Genomic DNA, 16,340 nt, shown 5'->3' with positions numbered 1-16,340 from the left:
ACCCGCTGGATGCCGCGAGCGCTCAGGAGCGCCGCAGCATCTCCGCGACCTGGAACGCCATCTCGAGCGACTGCTGGTGGTTGAGCCGCGGGTCGACGAGGGTCTCGTAGCGCAGGGCCAGGCCCGCGTCGTCGATCTCCTCGCTGCCGCCGAGCACCTCGGTCACGTCGTCGCCCGTGAGCTCGCAGTGCAGGCCGCCCGGGACGGTGCCCAGCGCGCGGTGCACCTCGAAGAACCCGCGCACCTCGTCGAGCACGTCCTCGAAGCGGCGCGTCTTGTACCCGCTCGTGGACGTGATCGTGTTGCCGTGCATCGCGTCGGTGATCCAGGTGACGGGCACGCCCGTGGCCGTCACGGCCTCCACGAGCGGGGGCAGCGCCTCGCGGATCCTGCCCGCACCCATGCGCGTGATGAAGGTCAGGCGCCCGGGGACGGCGTCCGGGTTGAGCTTCTCGACGAGCGCGACCGCGTCGGCGGGCGCCGTCGTCGGACCGAGCTTGACGCCGATCGGGTTCGCCACGCGCGAGAGGAAGTCGACGTGCGCGCCGTCGATCTGCCGCGTGCGCTCACCGATCCAGACGAAGTGGCCCGAGGTGTCGTACGCCGCTCCCGTGCGCGAGTCGACCCGGGTCAGGGCGCGCTCGTACTCGAGCACGAGCGCCTCGTGGCTCACGAAGAACTCGACCGTCCGCAGCGCGTCGAAGTCGGCGCCGCAGGCGTCCATGAACCGGATCGCCCGGTCGATCTCCGTCGCGGTGCGCTCGTAGCGCGCGTACGCGGGGTTCTGCATGAACCCCTGGTTCCACTCGTGCACGCGGCGCAGGTCGGCGTACCCGCCGCGCGTGAACGCGCGCACCACGTTGAGCGTCGCCGCGGAGATGTCGTACGCCTGCACGAGGCGCTGCGGGTCGGGCACGCGGTGCGCGGGCGTGAACTCGTGCCCGTTGACCATGTCGCCGCGGTACGCGGGCAGCGTCACGCCGTCGCGCGTCTCGGTGTCCGAGCTGCGCGGCTTGGCGTACTGCCCGGCCATGCGGCCCATCTTGACCACGGGCGTGCTCGCGCCGTGCGTGAGGATCACGGCCATCTGCAGGATCGTGCGGACCTTGTTGCGGATCCGGTCGGCGTTCGCCTCGGCGAACGTCTCGGCGCAGTCGCCGCCCTGGAGCAGGAACGCCTCACCCCTGCCCGCCGCCGCCAGGCGGTCCCGCAGCAGGTCGGCCTCGGCCGGGACCACGAGCGGGGACGACGACGCGAGGTGCGTCGTGGCGTCCGCGAGCGCGGCGGCGTCGGGCCAGGTGGGCTGCTGCAGGGCGACCAGGCGCCGGAAGTGCTCGAGGCCTTCGAGCACGTCCGGTGCGGCGGTGGTGGGCATGGGGTGAGGTCCTGTCGTCAGGCGGAGGGCGTCAGTGCTGCGCGGCGACGAGCGGCTGGCCGAGGTCCTCGAGCAGCGCGCCGAACCACGGCTGCGTCACGTCGAAGGCCTTGCCGCCGGCGATGCGCGGGAACTCGATCGCGCGCAGGCGGTCGTCGTTCTCCTCGTCGTGGCCGATCACGCCGGGCTCGCGCTTGAACGCGCACTCGACCGCGAGGTCCGTCATGGACTTGATGAGGCGCAGGTCCTCGGCGTTCGCGGCCGCGGCGCGCGAGTAGTAGCCGGACTTCTGGACCATGACCTTCTCGGCGCCGAGCTTCTCGGCGAACTGCTTGGCGAACCACTGGCCCGGGTTGATCGTGTCGAGCTTGACGTGCCCGAACGGGTCGCGCTCGACGGTCTCGCCGGCGGCCTCGAGCTGCGCGACGATCTCGTGCATGCCGGCACCCTCGGAGAGGAAGATGTTGACGTTGCCCTGGGTGTCCATGATCGTCTTCAGGCGTGCGGCCTCGGCGTCGATGTCGAGCGCGAGCTCGGGCACGAACACCGCGTGCACGTCCCACCGCTCCTTGGTCAGGCCGATGCCCGGGACCCACTGCTGCTGGTCGAGCCACTCGCGGTACTTGGCGGCCGACGCCGCGGTGAGCCAGCCGCAGTGGCGGCCCATGACCTCGTGCACGATGAGCATGCGCGGGCCCGAGCGGTGCTCGCCGATCACGTTGGCCGCGAAGTGCGCGGCCTCCTCGGCCGCGGTCCACGCGCCGAGCGACTGACGGATGGGCACCACGTCGTTGTCGATCGTCTTGGGCAGGCCCACGACCGTGAGGTCGTAGTCGTTCTCCGCGAGGTACGCCGCGAGGTCGGCCGCGGTCGTGTTGGTGTCGTCGCCGCCGATGGTGTGCAGCACATCGACGCCGTCGGCCTTGAGGCGCTCGGCGGCGACCTCGAGCGGGTCCTGGCCCTCGGCCACGAGGCCGCGCTTGACGCAGTCGGCCGCGTTGGTGAGCTTGACGCGCGAGTTGCCGATCGGCGAGCCGCCGAACCGGTGCAGCACGCCGGCGTTCTTGCGCGTCTCGGCGTCGATCGTGAGCGAGTTCCCCGTGAGCAGGCCGTGGTAGCCGTGCTGGTAGGCGATGATCTCGACCTCGGGCGCGATCTCGGTGTAGCGCTCGATGAGGCCGCCGACGGCGGACGAGAGGCAGGGGGCGAAGCCTCCCGCGGTCAGGAGGGCGACGCGACGCACGGGCCGAGGTGCAGACATGGTGAGGGGAACCTCTCGTCGAAGGGGTGCACCGCGCTGGTCCGGCGGAGCCGGCGCGCGGGCGCGCAGGGGGTGATCTGCGGATCCTCAGTCTACCGACGGTCGCTCGGGTTCCTCGGGCGGTTCCGGAACCTGGACGTCAGGAGCGGGCCGACCACCGGGGGCGACCGCACCGGCCGGGGGCTGCGCGGTGGGGTGGCCGGCGGCCATGCGCGCCTTGGCCGTCGCGGCATAGATGTCGACGTACTCCTGGCCGGAGAGCCGCATCACGGCGTACATGATCTCGTCGGTCACCGCGCGCAGGATGAAGCGGTCGTCCTCCATGCCCTTGTACCGGCTGAAGTCCAGGGGCTCGCCCAGCACCACGCCGATGCGCATGGGCTTGGGGATCCGCTTGCCGATGGGCTGCGACTCCCCCGTGCCGATCATCGCGACGGGCACGACGGGGGCACCGGACTCGAGCGCGAGCCGCGCGACCCCGGTCTTGCCCCGGTGCAGCCGCCCGTCGGGGCTGCGCGTGCCCTCGGGGTAGATCCCGAACAGGCCGCCCTCGTCGAGCACCCGCAGGCCCGTGTTGAGCGCGGCCTCGCTCGCCTTGCCGCCCGAGCGGTCCACCGGGATCGTCCCGATGCCGCGCATGAACCCCGCCGTGAGGCGTCCCTTGACGCCCTTGCCCGTGAAGTAGTCCGACTTGCCCAGGAACTGCACCTTGCGGTCGAGCACGAGCGGCAGCACGAACGAGTCGATCACCGCGAGGTGGTTGCTCGCGAGGATCACGCCGCCCTCGGCGGGGACGTTCTCGACACCCCGGTTCCACGGGCGGAACATCAACCGCAGCAGGGGCCCGACGAGCACCTGCTTCATCCACCAGTAGAACACCGTGCCTCCTCGGATCGACCCGCGGCGTACGGGACGTGCCCTCCGACTCTAGAGTGGAACCCATGGCACCACCGAATGCTGGACAGCCCGAGCCCGGCGCGGACTCGCCCGGCGAGCCCGACGAGACCCCTGCTGCGGCGTCCGACACCACCGACGCGCCCCCGGCCGCGCCCACGGGCCCGAGCACGAGCCCGAGCGCGGGTCCGAGTGATCAGGGCCGCGCGGCCGACGACGACCTCGACGTCGAGTCCCGGTGGGCCGACATCGTCGCCGAGCTCGGCGACGTCCGCGGGGCGGACCTTCCCGGGGCAGACCTTCCCGGGGCGGACGTCGCCCCCGCGGTCCCGCCGCCGTCGGGCCGCACCGGGCCGGGCGGGTTCCCGGTCGCGCCCTGGGTGCAGGCGAGCGGTCCGCGCGACTACCCCACGACCCCGGAGGTCGAGGACCTCGAGGACGAGGAGAGCCACTTCCGACCGCCCGAGCCGCCCGCGCTCACGGGCCGCGACCCGCTGCTCACGCTCGCGTGGGGCCTGGTCGCGGTGACGCCGCTCGTGCTGCTCGTGACCGCAGTGCTCGCGGACCCGTTCCCGCGGATCGTCGCCCAGCTCTGCGGTGCGGGGTTCGTCGCGGGGGTGGGCGTGCTCGTGTGGCGCATGCCGCACCGGCGCGACCCCGAGGACCACGACCCGGGCGCGGTCGTCTGAGCGCACCCGGGTCGCCCGGTCACGGCCCGGACGCGCGGCGTCCGGGCCGTGCGGTGTCCGTTCCGTGCGGTGTCCGTTCCGTGCTGCGACTACTGCCGGGCGAGGTCCGCGGCGCCGACGATGCCGGCCTCGTTGCCGTGCTCCGCGAGCTCGATGCGCGCCTCGGGCCGGTGCCCGAGCGCCGAGAGCTGCTCGGCGAACGCGGCCCGGGCGGGGCGCAGCAGCAGGTCCCCGGCCGCCCCGACGCCACCACCGATCACGATGACCTCGGGGTCGAGCAGCGCGGCGACCGACGCCGAGCCCTCGCCGATCCACCGGCCGAGGTTCGCGAGCAGCTCGATCGCGAGCGCGTCACCGCCCTGCGCGGCCTCCGTGATCTGCGGACCCTGCAGGTCGCCGGGCACCCCGCCCGCGAGCTCGAGCAGCCGCGCGGCGCGCGCGGGCTGCGCGACGACGCTCGCCTGGCCGTCGCGCACGAGCGCGCTGCCGGAGGCGTACTGCTCCCAGCACCCCTCGTGGCCGCAGCCGCAGTAGTGCCCGCCGGGCACGACGCGCATGTGGCCGACCTCGGCCGCCGCGCCCCACTTGCCCCGCACGAGGTTGCCGCCGACGACGACCGCCCCGCCCAGGCCCGTGCCGACCGTGAGCATGAGCATGTCGGTCGCCTCGCGCCCCGCGCCGTAGCGGAACTCGGCCCAGCCGGCGGCGTTCGCGTCGTTCTCGACGACGATCGGCACGTCCGCGCGCACGAGCGCGCCGACCTTCTCGGCCAACGGGTACTCGCGCCACGCGATGTTCGGGGCGAAGTTGACCGCGGTGCGGTCGGGGCTCACGAACCCGGCGGCCGCGAGGCCCACCGCACCGACCTCGTGGTCGGCGGCGAGCTCGTTGACGGCGTCGGCGACGGCCGCGTCGATGCCCGCGACGTCGTCCGCGTCGGTCTCCCGACGGACCGACGCGAGGATCCGCCCCTCGTCGTCGACGACACCGGCCGCGATCTTGGTCCCGCCGATGTCGACCCCGATGGCGTGCATGTGCGTCCTCACTGTCGTGGCCCGGACCCGTCACGGACGGGCCGGCGCTGCTGGTGCTCAGAAGTCGCGGACGGTGCGTCGCCCGGCAGGGTGACGTCCGCGCGCCCGCACCGAGAGCCTACCGACTCGAGCGGTGACGGAGCATGCAGGGTCACCGAGTAGGATTCGCGGCAGCCGTCGACCACTGCCACTGGAGCCAGCATGGACGAGTTCAGCACACCACGTCGTGTCGACGTGGACCCCTCGAGCAACCTCTGCACCCTCCTCGCAGAGCGGGTGGCCGCCGACCCCTCGGCGACCATGATCGAGACCCTCAGCGCGGACGGCGGGGCGTGGACCCCCGTGACCGCGGGCGAGTTCGAGGAGCACGTGCGTGCCGTCGCCAAGGGCCTGGTCGCGCTCGGCATCGAGCCCGGCGACCGGGTCGGCATCATGTCGCACACGCGCTACGAGTGGACGCTGCTCGACTGGGCCGCGTGGTCCGCGGGCGCGATCCCCGTGCCGCTCTACGAGACGTCGAGCGCCGAGCAGGTCCTGTGGATCCTGTCGGACGCCGGCGTGCGTCTGCTCGTCACGGAGACGACCGAGCACGCCGGGACCGTCGCGCAGGTGCGCGACGACGTCCCGACGCTCGAGACGGTCATGACCATCGACGACGGCGCGATCGACGCGATCGTCGCTGCCGGCGTCGACGTCCCCGACGCGGAGATCGAGCGACGTCGCGGCCTCGCGGACCTCGCGGACGTCGCGACGATCATCTACACCTCGGGCACGACCGGGACCCCCAAGGGCGCCGAGCTCACGCACGAGAACTTCTACTCGCTCGCGGTCAACGCGGTCGAGGAGATCCCCGAGGTCTTCGGCCCGGGCAGCCGCACGCTGCTGTTCATGCCGCTCGCGCACGTGTTCGCGCGGTTCATCGGCGTGCTTGTCGTCGCCGGCGGCACCGTCCTGGGCCACACGCCCGACACCAGGACGCTCCTGGACGACCTCGCGTCGTTCCGCCCGACGTACATCCTGTCGGTGCCGCGCGTGTTCGAGAAGGTCTACAACTCCTCGGAGCAGAAGGCTGCCGCGGGCGGCAAGCTCAAGATCTTCCACTGGGCCGCGAAGATCGCGATCGCCTGGTCGCGCGCGCTCGACACGGACCGCGGCCCGAGCCTCTGGCTCAACGCCCAGCACAAGCTCGCCGACGTCCTGGTCTACTCCAAGCTGCGCGCGGCGCTGGGTGGCCAGACCCGTTGGGCCGTGTCCGGCGGCGGGCCGCTCGGCGAGCGGCTCGGCCACTTCTACCGCGGCAACGGCGTGACCATCCTCGAGGGCTACGGCCTGACGGAGACGACCGCACCCACCTCGGTCAACCGACCCGCCGCGCTGCGGGTCGGCAGCGTGGGCCAGCAGCTGCCGGGCTGCGCGGCGCGCCTCGACAGCGACGGCGAGATCCTGCTCAAGGGGCACCACGTGTTCCGCGGCTACCGGAACAACCCCGAGGCGACCGAGGCCGCGTTCACGGACGGCTGGTTCCGCACGGGCGACCTCGGGTCGTTCGACGAGGACGGGTTCCTGCGCATCACGGGCCGCAAGAAGGAGATCATCGTGACCGCGGGCGGCAAGAACGTCGCCCCCGCGGTGCTCGAGGACCGCATCCGTGCGCACGCGCTCGTGAGCCAGTGCGTGGTCGTCGGCGACCAGAAGCCCTTCATCGGTGCCCTGATCACGATCGACCCCGAGGGCCTGCCCGGCTGGTGCTCGATGCACGGCAAGGGCCTGCTCACGGTCGAGCAGGCCGCGCAGGACCCGGACGTGCGTGCCGCGCTCGACGAGGCGGTCGCGCGCGCGAACCAGGCGGTCTCGCGGGCCGAGTCGATCCGCAAGTACTCGATCCTGACGACCGACTTCACGATCGAGAACGACTACCTGACGCCGTCTCTCAAGGTCAAGCGCAACCTCGTCACGAAGGACTTCTCGGCGCAGATCGAGGAGATCTACGCCCCGGTCGACCACTGACCGCACCGACGGACGGCGCCCCCGGCGTCGTCCGTCGGCGACCGACCGTCAGTGGTCGCCCGTAGTCTCGCGCGCATGCCCGCGCAGTCCCCGACCGGCGTCCGACCGACGCACGTCCAGCCGACCCTCGACGACCTCGGCACGCCCCTGCAGGACGTGACGTTCGTGGTGGTCGACCTCGAGACCACGGGCGGCTCGCCCGCGGACGCGGGGATCACCGAGATCGGCGCCGTCAAGGTGCGCGGTGGCGAGGTGCTCGGCGAGTTCCAGACGCTCGTCGACCCGGGCATGCCCGTGCCCGCCTTCGTCGCCCGGCTCACGGGCATCAGCACTGCGATGCTCGTCGGCGCCCCGCGCGTCGAGGCGGTGCTCCCGAGCTTCCTCGAGTTCGCCCGCGGGGCTGTGCTCGTGGCCCACAACGCCCCGTTCGACGTCGGGTTCCTCAAGGCCGCGACCGCGGCCGCCGGGTACGCGTGGCCCGCACCGACCGTGGTCGACACCGTGCGGCTCGCGCGTCGCGTCGTCACGCGCGACGAGGCTCCCAACCACAAGCTCGCGACCCTCGCCGCGCTCTTCCGGGCGCAGGTCTCCCCCGACCACCGCGCCCTGTCGGACGCGCGTGCCACGGTCGACGTCCTGCACGCCCTCCTCGCCCGCCTCGCCCCCCTCGGCGTCACGCACCTGGAGGACCTCGCCACGGCCGCCGACCCGGTGCCCGCCGCGGTGCGGCGCAAGCGACACCTCGCGGACGGGCTCCCCGACGGCCCCGGCGTCTACCAGTTCCTCGGGCCGGACGACGAGGTGCTGTACGTCGGCACCTCGGTCTCGATCCGACGCCGCGTGCGCAGCTACTTCACGGCGGCCGAGAAGCGCGGGCGGATCACCGAGATGGTCCAGATCGCGACCTCCGTGCGCCCCGTCGAGTGCGCGACGCCGCTCGAGGCCGCGGTGCGCGAGCTCCGGCTCATCACCGAGCACGCGCCGCGCTACAACCGTCGGTCGAAGTTCCCCGAACGGATGTCCTGGGTCGGGCTGACCGACGAGGCGTACCCCCGCCTCTCGGTCGTGCGGACCGTGCGCGACTCCCCCGGCGCCGCCTACCTCGGGCCGTTCGCCTCGCGCCGGACCGCCCAGGACGCGATCGACGCGGTGCACGACGCGGTCGACCTGCGGCGCTGCACCGCGCGGCTGCCGCGCACCGCCTCGCCGTCGGCGCGCGCGTGCGTGCTCGCCGAGATGGGACGGTGCAGCGCGCCCTGCACGACGCGCGAGGCCGACACCGCCTACGGCGACGTCGCGGCGACCGCGCGCGAGGTCATGACGGGCGACCCGTCGCTCGTCGTCCGCACCCTGGCCCGCCACATCCACGCCCTCGCCGACGGCGAGCGCTTCGAGGAGGCCGGGGACGTGACCCGCCGCCTCGGCGCCTTCCTCACGGGCGCGGCGCGTGCCCAGGGCCTGCGCCCGCTCGCGGCGTGCCGCGAGCTCGTCGCCGCCCGGGCGACCGACGACGGCGGGTGGGAGCTCGTCGTGGTCCGGCACGCGCGGCTCGCGGCGACCGCCGTCGCACCGCGGGGCACGGACCCCCTGCCCCTGGTCGACGCGTTGCGCCTGACCGCGGACGACGTCCCCGCGCCCGTGCCGCCCGCCCCGGCGTGCCACCCGCACGAGGCCGCGCTCGTGCAGGACTGGCTCGAGCAGCCCGGCGTCCGGCTCGTCGCCGTGAGCGACCCGTGGACGTCGCCCGTGCGCTCGGCCCAGGGGTTCCGTGACGTCGCCGCGGCGGTCGCCGCGGCACGCCCCGCCACGGCTACCCTGGCAGCCAGGGCGACGTCGCCCGACACCGAGACCCAGGAGGCACCGTGCTGACCGCCATCGTCCTGATCGACACCGACCCCGACCGCATCCCGGAGGTCGCCTCCGAGGTCGCCGCGATCGACGGCGTCAGCGAGGTCTACTCCGTCACGGGCAAGGCCGACCTCGTCGCGATGATCCGCGTGCGCGAGCACCACGAGTTCGCGGACGTGATCGCCGACCGGCTGAGCAAGGTCCGGGGCGTGGTCCGCACCGAGACGTTCATCGCGTTCCGCGCCTACTCCGACGTCGACCTCGAGCAGGCGTTCGCGCTCGGCCTCGACGACTGACGCTCAGGACGACGCCGAGTCCGCGGACGACGCCCGCGCCCACCGCTCGAGCGTCGCTGCGGCCGCGCCCTCGTCGATGCTGCGCTCGGCGATCCGCATCGCCGCCTCGAGGCGCGCCACGAGCGGCCCCTCGACGGTGCCCGGGAGACGACCGTCCGCCACGATGGCCGCCGCGGCGTTGAGCACCACCGTCTGACGCACGGGGCCGGTCGCGCCCGCGAGCACGTCGCGCGCGACCTGGGCGTTCTCGCTCGCGGACCCGCCGCGCAGGTCGTCGATCGTGATGCGGTCCAGGCCGAGGTCGGCCGCCGCGTCGAGCTCGCCCGCGACGACCCGGCCGTCGCGGACCTCCCACACCGACGACACGCTCGTCGCGGCGAGCTCGTCGAGGCCGTCGGCGCCGCGGAACAGGAGCGCCGAGCCCCCGCGCGAGGCCAGGACGCCCGCCATGAGCGGGGCCATGCGCGCGTCGGCGCATCCCACGGCCGTCGCGCGCGGCTGCGCGGGGTTCGTGAGCGGGCCGAGGAAGTTGAACGCGGTCGCGATCCCGAGGTCCTTGCGCGCGGCGGCGGTGTGCCGGAACGAGGGATGGAACACCTGCGCGAAGCAGAAGGTGATCCCGGCCTCGCCGGCGATCGCCTGCACGCGCTCCGGCGTCTGGTCGAGCCGGATCCCGAGCTGCTCGAGCACGTCGGCCGATCCCGACGCCGACGACGCGGCGCGGTTGCCGTGCTTGACCACCTGGAGGCCGGCACCGGCCACGACGAACGCGGCCATGGACGACACGTTGACGGTCCGGTGACGGTCACCGCCCGTACCGACGATGTCGACGCTCGGGCCCTCGACCGTGAAACGACGCGCGTGCGCGAGCATCGTGTCGGCGAGACCGGTGAGCTCCTCGACCGTCTCGCCCTTGGACCGGAGCGCGACGAGGAACCCGGCGAGGAGCGTCGGTGCGACCTCCCCCGCCATGACCTGGTCCATGGCCCACGCCGCCCGCGCCGCCGTCAGGTCGTGACCCGCGACGAGGTCCGTCAGGACGTCGGGCCACGAGTCCGCACGCGCGCCCGCGTCGTGGTCGCTCGTGGTGGGCGTCGTCGTGACCTGGGTCTGCGGGGACGGGGATGACACGGTGAGGACCTCTCGTGGGTGGGACGCCTCAGCCCAGCAGGGCTGCGACGGACTTCTGCAGGATCAGGGGGTCGAGCGGACGGGGGACGGCGTCGTCGGCGAGCGACCACGACGCGAGCCAGCCGTCCTGGGCCCGACCCGTGAGCACGAGCACGGGCGGGCAGCGGTAGATCTCGTTCTTGAGCTGACGGCACAGACCCATGCCGCCGACCTTGTCGGCCTCGCCGTCGAGCACGAGCAGGTCCCAGCCGCCGGCGTCCGCCCGGGCGACCACCTCGGTCGCGGTCGCGACCTCGTGCCACACGATCTCGGGCGCGTGCGCCCGCAGGCGCGGGCCGACGGCCGCGCGCACCGCGGCGCGCACCGTCGCGTCGTCGCTGTAGAGCAGGACGCGGGGCGCGGGGGCACCGTCCGCGCGGGCCGTGGCGGCTCCCGTCGCGCCCGTCGTGGTCGTCATCGGTTCTGTCGCCGTCATCGCCGTCGTCACCTTCGCCTTCGCACCGTCGCCCCGCCGCGGTCACGACGGGGGGAAGAACGTCGAGCGCACCCGCGCACGAACGCCGCCGGTGCCTCACGGCATCTTGGCACGGACGGGGCCGCGGGTCACCGTGCCGACGCACCCTGAGACGTGTCCGGACGTCACCTGGAGGGACGCGCCGAGGTTTCCTGACAGTTCATTTCGATCCGTCACGAGGTGAGAGGATTCGAGGGGGAATAAGGAGAGTTTGTGAGATTCACCGCGCCCCGCCTCCACACTCCGTGCCACAAACCGCCCCTCCTTCGGCCATAATGGCTGTCGTGACGACCGCAACGGCTGCTGCCCCCCACGCCCATCAGCACGTGAGCGTCAACCGACCGAACCCTGTCTCGGTCGGGACGATCGTCTGGCTTGCCAGCGAGCTCATGTTCTTCGCCGGGCTCTTCGCCATGTACTTCACCGTCCGCTCGGTCACGCCGACGGACGAGTGGACGGCGCAGAGCGACCACCTGAACCTCACGTTCGCGACGATCAACACGCTCGTCCTCGTCGCGTCGTCGTTCACGTGCCAGGCCGGCGTCACCGCCGCCGAGCGGTTCCAGCCGGTCCGCACCGGATCGATCTGGAACCTCCCCAAGTGGGGGATGAACGAGTGGACCACGCTCACCTTCCTCATGGGCGCGTTCTTCATCGGCGGCCAGGTCTTCGAGTACGCCGAGCTCGTCGAGCACGGCCTGACGATCTCGTCGTCCGCGTACGGCTCGGTGTTCTACCTGACGACCGGGTTCCACGGTCTGCACGTCGTCGGCGGGCTCATCGCGTTCCTGTTCCTCCTCGGCCGCTCGTTCTCGGCCAAGAACTTCGGGCACCACGAGGCCACCACCGGCATCGTCACGTCCTACTACTGGCACTTCGTCGACGTCGTGTGGATCGCGCTCTTCGCCGTGATCTACATCCTGCGATGAGCCCGACCCACCGCCCCTGCTCCCCCATCTGCGAGACGAGGATCGATTCGTGAAGGCACTCGCCGCCCGCAGGCACCACCGGCTCGCGCCGGTCGTGCTGCTGCTGCTGGCGCTGTTGGCCACCGGAGGCGTGTACGCGCTCCTGGCCCCATCCCCGGCAAGCGCCGACAGCGCGAACGTCCAGGACATCGAGACCGGGAAGAAGCTCTTCCAGGCCAACTGCGCGACGTGCCACGGCATCAACGCGGAGGGCTCGGACGGCGTCCCGTCCCTCGTCGGCGTCGGTGCCGCGGCAGTCGACTTCCAGGTCTCGACCGGTCGCATGCCGATGCAGATGAACGGTCCCCAGGCCATCGAGAAGCCGGCGCAGTTCGACGCCGAGCAGACGGCACAGCTCGCCGCCTACGTCGCGTCGCTCGGTGACGGTCCGGCCGTCCCGACCGCCGACCAGGTCGACCCGAGCCAGGGCGACCCGGCGTCCGGAGCCGCGATCTTCCGCACCAACTGCGCGATGTGCCACAACGCCGTCGGAGCGGGTGGGGCGCTCTCCGAGGGCAAGTTCGCGCCGTCGCTCATGCACACCTCGGCGACGAACATCTACCAGGCGATGCTGACCGGCCCGCAGTCGATGCCGGTCTTCAACGACGCCAACGTGACCCCCGAGGAGAAGCGGGACGTCATCGCGTACCTCATGGAGCAGCGCGAGGGCTCTGCCGGCGGTCTGACGCTCGGCGGCCTCGGCCCCGTGAGCGAGGGCCTGTGGGTGTGGGTCGTCGGACTCGGCCTGCTCGTCGGTGCCGCGGTCTGGATCGGAGCAAAGTCCTCATGAGCGACAACCAGCACTCGACCGACCTGACGACGCCGGGAGCGTCGCAGGAGGTCTTCGCCGACCCGGGCATGCCCGAGCACAAGCACCGCCGCGCGGACCACGAGCCCGCAGCCGACAAGCGCGCCGAGCTCCAGGTCGTCGTCCTGTTCGTGATCTCGATCCTCGGCACCATCGGCTCGTTGATCGCATACTTCGCGTTCCGTCCCGACGGCACGACTGACGGCACGCGGTTCTCGACCCTCACGCTCGGCCTCGGCATGGCCTTCGCCCTGCTGGGCATCGGCCTGGCGGCCGTGCACTGGGCCAAGACCCTGATGTCGGACACCGAGGTCTCGGAGGAGCGGCACGCGCAGCGCAGCCCCGACGAGGTCCGCGAGGTCGCCGTCCAGAAGCTCCAGGACGGCGTCAAGGACTCGGGCATCGGCCGTCGCGGCGTGCTCAAGGGCGCGGCGCTCTCCGCCCTCGCCCTCTTCCCGCTGACGATCGCCGTCCCGCTCGTCTCGAGCGTCGGCAACGACTGGAACGTCGGCAAGTTCCGGCACACCCGGTGGGAGAAGGGCATGCGCCTGGCGACCGATCCCACGGGTCGGCCCATCAAGGCCGCGGACGTCACCATCGGCTCGGTCTTCCACGTCATCCCCGACGTCTCGGAGGAGGAGCGCACCTCCCACGAGTGGATCACGGAGAAGGCCAAGGCCGTCGTCCTGCTGATCCGTCTGGACCCGCGCGACATCGAGTCCGACCAGTCGCCGAAGGGCCAGACCTGGTCGCACGAGGGCATCGTCGCGTTCTCGAAGATCTGCACCCACGTGGGGTGCCCGGTGGCCCTGTACGAGCAGCAGACGCACCACCTGCTGTGCCCGTGCCACCAGTCCACGTTCGACGTCGCGAACGGTGCCAAGGTCGTGTTCGGCCCCGCGCACCGCCCGCTTCCGCAGCTGCCGATCACCGTCGACGACGAGGGCTACCTCGTCGCGCAGGACGACTTCGACCAGCCCGTCGGCCCGAGCTACTGGGAGCGTCTCAAGTGACCACCACGACGACCGAGCGCGCCGCAGCCGGCGCCGCGGACTACCTGGACCAGCGCACCGGCATCGGTCACGCGGTCAAGGAGTTCGCTCGCAAGACCTTCCCCGACCACTGGTCGTTCCTGCTGGGCGAGATCGCCCTCTACTCGTTCGTCGTGCTGATCCTCTCGGGGTTCTTCCTGACGATGTTCTTCGTGCCGAGCATGGCGCTCGTGACGCACCACGGTGCGCCGAACACCATGGACGGCGTGCTCATGTCCGAGGCGTTCAGCTCGACGCTGCACACCTCGTTCGAGGTGCGCGGCGGCCTGCTCATGCGCCAGATCCACCACTGGGCGGCACTGCTGTTCATGGCGGCCATCGTGACGCACATGATGCGCGTGTTCTTCACGGGCGCGTTCCGCAAGCCGCGTGAGCTCAACTGGCTCGTCGGCACGCTCCTGCTGATCCTCGGCCTCGGTGCCGGCTTCACGGGCTACTCGCTGCCCGACGACGTCCTGTCCGGCAACGGCCTGCGCATCACCGACGGCGTCGTCAAGTCGATCCCGATCATCGGCTCGTACATGTCGTACTTCATCTTCGGCGGCGAGTTCCCCGGCGACGACATCATCCCGCGCCTGTTCACGCTCCACATCCTCGTGGTGCCGGGCATCATCCTCGCGCTCGTGGGCGTCCACCTGCTCATGGTCGTGCTGCACAAGCACACCCAGTACCCGGGCGGTGGCCGCACCGACAAGAACGTCGTCGGCTTCCCGCTCTTCCCGGTGTACGTCGCCAAGGCCGGCGGCTTCTTCTTCGTCGTGTTCGGCGTCATCGCTCTCATGGGAGCGACGATGGCGATCAACAACGTCTGGAACTACGGCCCGTTCGACCCCTCCCCCGTTTCGGCCGGCGCCCAGCCCGACTGGTACATGCTGTTCCTCGAGGGGTCCCTGCGGCTCATGCCCGGCCAGACCGAGTACGTGATCGGCGGGTTCACGCTCAGCCTGAACATCCTGATCCCCGCGGTCATCATCCCGGGCCTGCTGTTCACGTTCCTGTTCGTCTACCCGTTCATCGAGGCCGCAGTCACGAAGGACAAGAACGAGCACCACGTGCTCGACCGCCCGCGCAACGTGCCCGTGCGCACCGGCCTCGGGGTCGCGTTCCTGACGGCGTTCATCATCCTGGCGCTCGCCGGGTCGAACGACCTCATCGCGACGCACTTCTCGCTCTCGATCAACTCGATCACCTGGGCGTTCCGGATCCTGTTCTTCGTCGGTCCGTGGTTCGCCTTCTGGGTGACCAAGCGCATCTGCCTCGGCCTGCAGCGCAAGGACCGCGAGCTCGTCCTGCACGGTCACGAGACCGGTCGCATCGTGCGGTTCGCCAACGGTGAGTACATCGAGGTGCACCGCCCGCTCGACGAGCAGGAGCGCTGGCTGCGCGTCAACTACACCGCGCACCGTCCTCTCGAGATCGAGCCCGCGACGGACTCCCGCGGCGTCCGCCGCAAGGGGTACAAGAACGAGCGTCGCCTCGCCCGCCTGTCGCGCTTCTTCTACGAGGACCGCGTCGAGCCCGTCACGCCCGCCGAGCTGGCCGCCGCGCACGCGCACGGCGACCACGACGAGCTCGGGTCGAGCGAGTCGCACGGGGAGATCACGTCCGGGACCCAGCACTGAGCCCGTCGCGCGAGTTCGCAGCTGGTCCTGCACAGTAGTCAGGTGGCCCGCGAGAGCAGTCCCGTCCGGGGCCGCCCTCGCGGGCCATCTGCGTCATACCTCACGGCGCACCCGGGCCTTCGAGCCCGAGCCCGTAGAGCACAACGCCGGCAGCCGCTGCCGGCCCGACCCAGGAGGAACACCGCATGGCTGTCTACACGCTCCCCGACCTGACCTTCGACTACGGCGCGCTCGAGCCCCACATCTCCGGCCAGATCATGGAGCTGCACCACTCCAAGCACCACCAGGCCTACGTGACGGGTGCCAACACGGCGCTCGAGAAGCTCGCCGAGGCCCGTGAGTCCGGTGACCTCGCGGCCGTGAACCTGCACGAGAAGAACCTCGCGTTCAACCTCGGCGGTCACGTCAACCACTCCGTCTTCTGGGCCAACCTCTCCCCCGAGGGTGGCGAGCCCGCGGGTGACCTCGCTGCGGCCATCGACGAGGACTTCGGCTCGTTCGAGGCGTTCAAGAAGCACTTCGCGGCGGTCGCCGCCGGCGTGCAGGGCTCCGGCTGGGCGATCCTCGCCTGGGACTCGATCGGCCAGAAGCTCATCATCGTCCAGCTCTACGACCAGCAGGGCAACATCGCGCTCGGCCTCGTGCCGATCGTCCTGCTCGACTGCTGGGAGCACGCGTACTACCTGGACTACAAGAACGTCCGCGCCGACTACGTCTCCGCCTGGTGGAACGTCGTCAACTGGAACGACGCGGGCGAGCGCTTCGCCCGTGCGCGCACGCAGACGGCCGGGCTCATCGTCCCCGCCTGATTTCCCTGTGGCTGCCTCGGCGGCCACCTGAC

Annotated in this window: 15 protein-coding genes; 9 read left to right on the top strand and 6 right to left on the bottom strand. The window is 71.8% G+C overall.

Features of this window, described 5'->3' with window-relative positions; genetic code table 11:
* Positions 1–22: 22 nt before the first annotated feature.
* From CLV28_RS07700 to CLV28_RS07690, 3 genes are all read right to left on the bottom strand, one after another.
* A complete protein-coding gene (locus tag CLV28_RS07700) occupies positions 23–1,375 on the bottom strand; it encodes a class II 3-deoxy-7-phosphoheptulonate synthase (protein WP_100422727.1) in 1,353 nt (450 codons plus the stop codon).
* Positions 1,376–1,406: 31 nt separating this feature from the next.
* Positions 1,407–2,636: a pyrophosphate--fructose-6-phosphate 1-phosphotransferase gene (locus CLV28_RS07695; protein WP_100422726.1), complete on the bottom strand. Its 1,230-nt coding sequence runs from the start codon at positions 2,634–2,636 to the stop codon at positions 1,407–1,409.
* Between the two features lie 87 nt (positions 2,637–2,723).
* Positions 2,724–3,515 (bottom strand): lysophospholipid acyltransferase family protein, encoded by a 792-nt coding sequence (locus CLV28_RS07690; protein ID WP_239073085.1) that lies wholly within the window; start codon positions 3,513–3,515, stop codon positions 2,724–2,726.
* Positions 3,516–3,577: 62 nt separating this feature from the next.
* Here CLV28_RS07690 and CLV28_RS07685 point away from each other — a divergent pair, with 62 nt between their 5' ends.
* On the top strand, positions 3,578–4,219 hold the full coding sequence (locus CLV28_RS07685) for a hypothetical protein (protein ID WP_100422725.1): 642 nt from the start codon (positions 3,578–3,580) through the stop codon (positions 4,217–4,219).
* 89 nt (positions 4,220–4,308) lie between these two features.
* On the opposite strand, the gene CLV28_RS07680 is transcribed toward CLV28_RS07685, so the two are convergent.
* On the bottom strand, positions 4,309–5,253 hold the full coding sequence (locus CLV28_RS07680) for an ROK family glucokinase (RefSeq protein ID WP_100422724.1): 945 nt from the start codon (positions 5,251–5,253) through the stop codon (positions 4,309–4,311).
* Positions 5,254–5,454: 201 nt separating this feature from the next.
* On the opposite strand from CLV28_RS07680, the gene CLV28_RS07675 reads away from it, so the two are divergent.
* The 3 genes from CLV28_RS07675 (at position 5,455) to CLV28_RS07665 (ending at position 9,404) form a co-directional block, all read left to right on the top strand.
* A complete protein-coding gene (locus CLV28_RS07675; RefSeq protein ID WP_100422723.1) occupies positions 5,455–7,260 on the top strand; it encodes an AMP-dependent synthetase/ligase in 1,806 nt (601 codons plus the stop codon).
* 75 nt (positions 7,261–7,335) lie between these two features.
* Entirely contained in the window at positions 7,336–9,129 is a 1,794-nt protein-coding gene (locus CLV28_RS07670; RefSeq protein ID WP_100422722.1) for a DEDD exonuclease domain-containing protein, read from the top strand.
* Positions 9,123–9,404: an Lrp/AsnC family transcriptional regulator gene (locus CLV28_RS07665; protein ID WP_100422721.1), complete on the top strand. Its 282-nt coding sequence runs from the start codon at positions 9,123–9,125 to the stop codon at positions 9,402–9,404. The genes CLV28_RS07670 and CLV28_RS07665 overlap by 7 nt, the downstream gene beginning before the upstream one ends.
* Positions 9,405–9,407: 3 nt before the next feature.
* On the opposite strand, the gene trpD is transcribed toward CLV28_RS07665, so the two are convergent.
* The gene (gene trpD, locus CLV28_RS07660) at positions 9,408–10,442 is read right to left on the bottom strand and encodes an anthranilate phosphoribosyltransferase (RefSeq protein ID WP_239073105.1); all 1,035 of its coding nucleotides are present in this window, start codon (positions 10,440–10,442) and stop codon (positions 9,408–9,410) included.
* A gap of 121 nt (positions 10,443–10,563) precedes the next feature.
* A complete protein-coding gene (locus tag CLV28_RS07655) occupies positions 10,564–10,992 on the bottom strand; it encodes a response regulator transcription factor (RefSeq protein WP_100422719.1) in 429 nt (142 codons plus the stop codon).
* Between the two features lie 332 nt (positions 10,993–11,324).
* Here CLV28_RS07655 and ctaE point away from each other — a divergent pair, with 332 nt between their 5' ends.
* The 5 genes from ctaE (at position 11,325) to CLV28_RS07630 (ending at position 16,308) form a co-directional block, all read left to right on the top strand.
* The gene (gene ctaE, locus CLV28_RS07650) at positions 11,325–11,978 is read left to right on the top strand and encodes an aa3-type cytochrome oxidase subunit III (RefSeq protein ID WP_100422718.1); all 654 of its coding nucleotides are present in this window, start codon (positions 11,325–11,327) and stop codon (positions 11,976–11,978) included.
* 49 nt (positions 11,979–12,027) lie between these two features.
* Positions 12,028–12,807: a cytochrome bc1 complex diheme cytochrome c subunit gene (qcrC, locus tag CLV28_RS07645; RefSeq protein ID WP_100422717.1), complete on the top strand. Its 780-nt coding sequence runs from the start codon at positions 12,028–12,030 to the stop codon at positions 12,805–12,807.
* Positions 12,804–13,838, top strand: a complete 1,035-nt coding sequence (gene qcrA, locus CLV28_RS07640; RefSeq protein ID WP_100422716.1) for a cytochrome bc1 complex Rieske iron-sulfur subunit — start codon at positions 12,804–12,806, stop codon at positions 13,836–13,838. Before qcrC ends, qcrA begins: the two co-directional genes overlap by 4 nt.
* Positions 13,835–15,499: a cytochrome bc1 complex cytochrome b subunit gene (gene qcrB, locus CLV28_RS07635; RefSeq protein ID WP_100422715.1), complete on the top strand. Its 1,665-nt coding sequence runs from the start codon at positions 13,835–13,837 to the stop codon at positions 15,497–15,499. Before qcrA ends, qcrB begins: the two co-directional genes overlap by 4 nt.
* Before the next feature lie 185 nt (positions 15,500–15,684).
* Entirely contained in the window at positions 15,685–16,308 is a 624-nt protein-coding gene (locus CLV28_RS07630; RefSeq protein ID WP_100422714.1) for a superoxide dismutase, read from the top strand.
* The last annotated feature ends 32 nt before the right edge of the window (positions 16,309–16,340 follow it).

It is taken from the genome of Sediminihabitans luteus (assembly GCF_002797595.1).
Classification (GTDB): domain Bacteria; phylum Actinomycetota; class Actinomycetes; order Actinomycetales; family Cellulomonadaceae; genus Paraoerskovia; species Paraoerskovia lutea.
Note: the sequence above shows the minus strand (reverse complement) of the source record. Positions and strands in the feature narration are given on the sequence as shown.

What these genes read in the sequence shown, in the direction of transcription:
- CLV28_RS07630 (WP_100422714.1), top strand. Translation starts at nt 15,685, where the DNA reads ATGGCTGTCTACACGCTCCCCGACCTGACCTTCGACTACGGCGCGCTC.
- CLV28_RS07685 (WP_100422725.1), top strand. Translation starts at nt 3,578, where the DNA reads ATGGCACCACCGAATGCTGGACAGCCCGAGCCCGGCGCGGACTCGCCC.
- CLV28_RS07655 (WP_100422719.1), bottom strand. Translation starts at nt 10,992, where the DNA reads ATGACGACCACGACGGGCGCGACGGGAGCCGCCACGGCCCGCGCGGAC.
- CLV28_RS07670 (WP_100422722.1), top strand. Translation starts at nt 7,336, where the DNA reads ATGCCCGCGCAGTCCCCGACCGGCGTCCGACCGACGCACGTCCAGCCG.
- CLV28_RS07700 (WP_100422727.1), bottom strand. Translation starts at nt 1,375, where the DNA reads ATGCCCACCACCGCCGCACCGGACGTGCTCGAAGGCCTCGAGCACTTC.
- ctaE (WP_100422718.1), top strand. Translation starts at nt 11,325, where the DNA reads ATGGCTGTCGTGACGACCGCAACGGCTGCTGCCCCCCACGCCCATCAG.
- qcrA (WP_100422716.1), top strand. Translation starts at nt 12,804, where the DNA reads ATGAGCGACAACCAGCACTCGACCGACCTGACGACGCCGGGAGCGTCG.
- CLV28_RS07695 (WP_100422726.1), bottom strand. Translation starts at nt 2,636, where the DNA reads ATGTCTGCACCTCGGCCCGTGCGTCGCGTCGCCCTCCTGACCGCGGGA.
- CLV28_RS07680 (WP_100422724.1), bottom strand. Translation starts at nt 5,253, where the DNA reads ATGCACGCCATCGGGGTCGACATCGGCGGGACCAAGATCGCGGCCGGT.
- CLV28_RS07675 (WP_100422723.1), top strand. Translation starts at nt 5,455, where the DNA reads ATGGACGAGTTCAGCACACCACGTCGTGTCGACGTGGACCCCTCGAGC.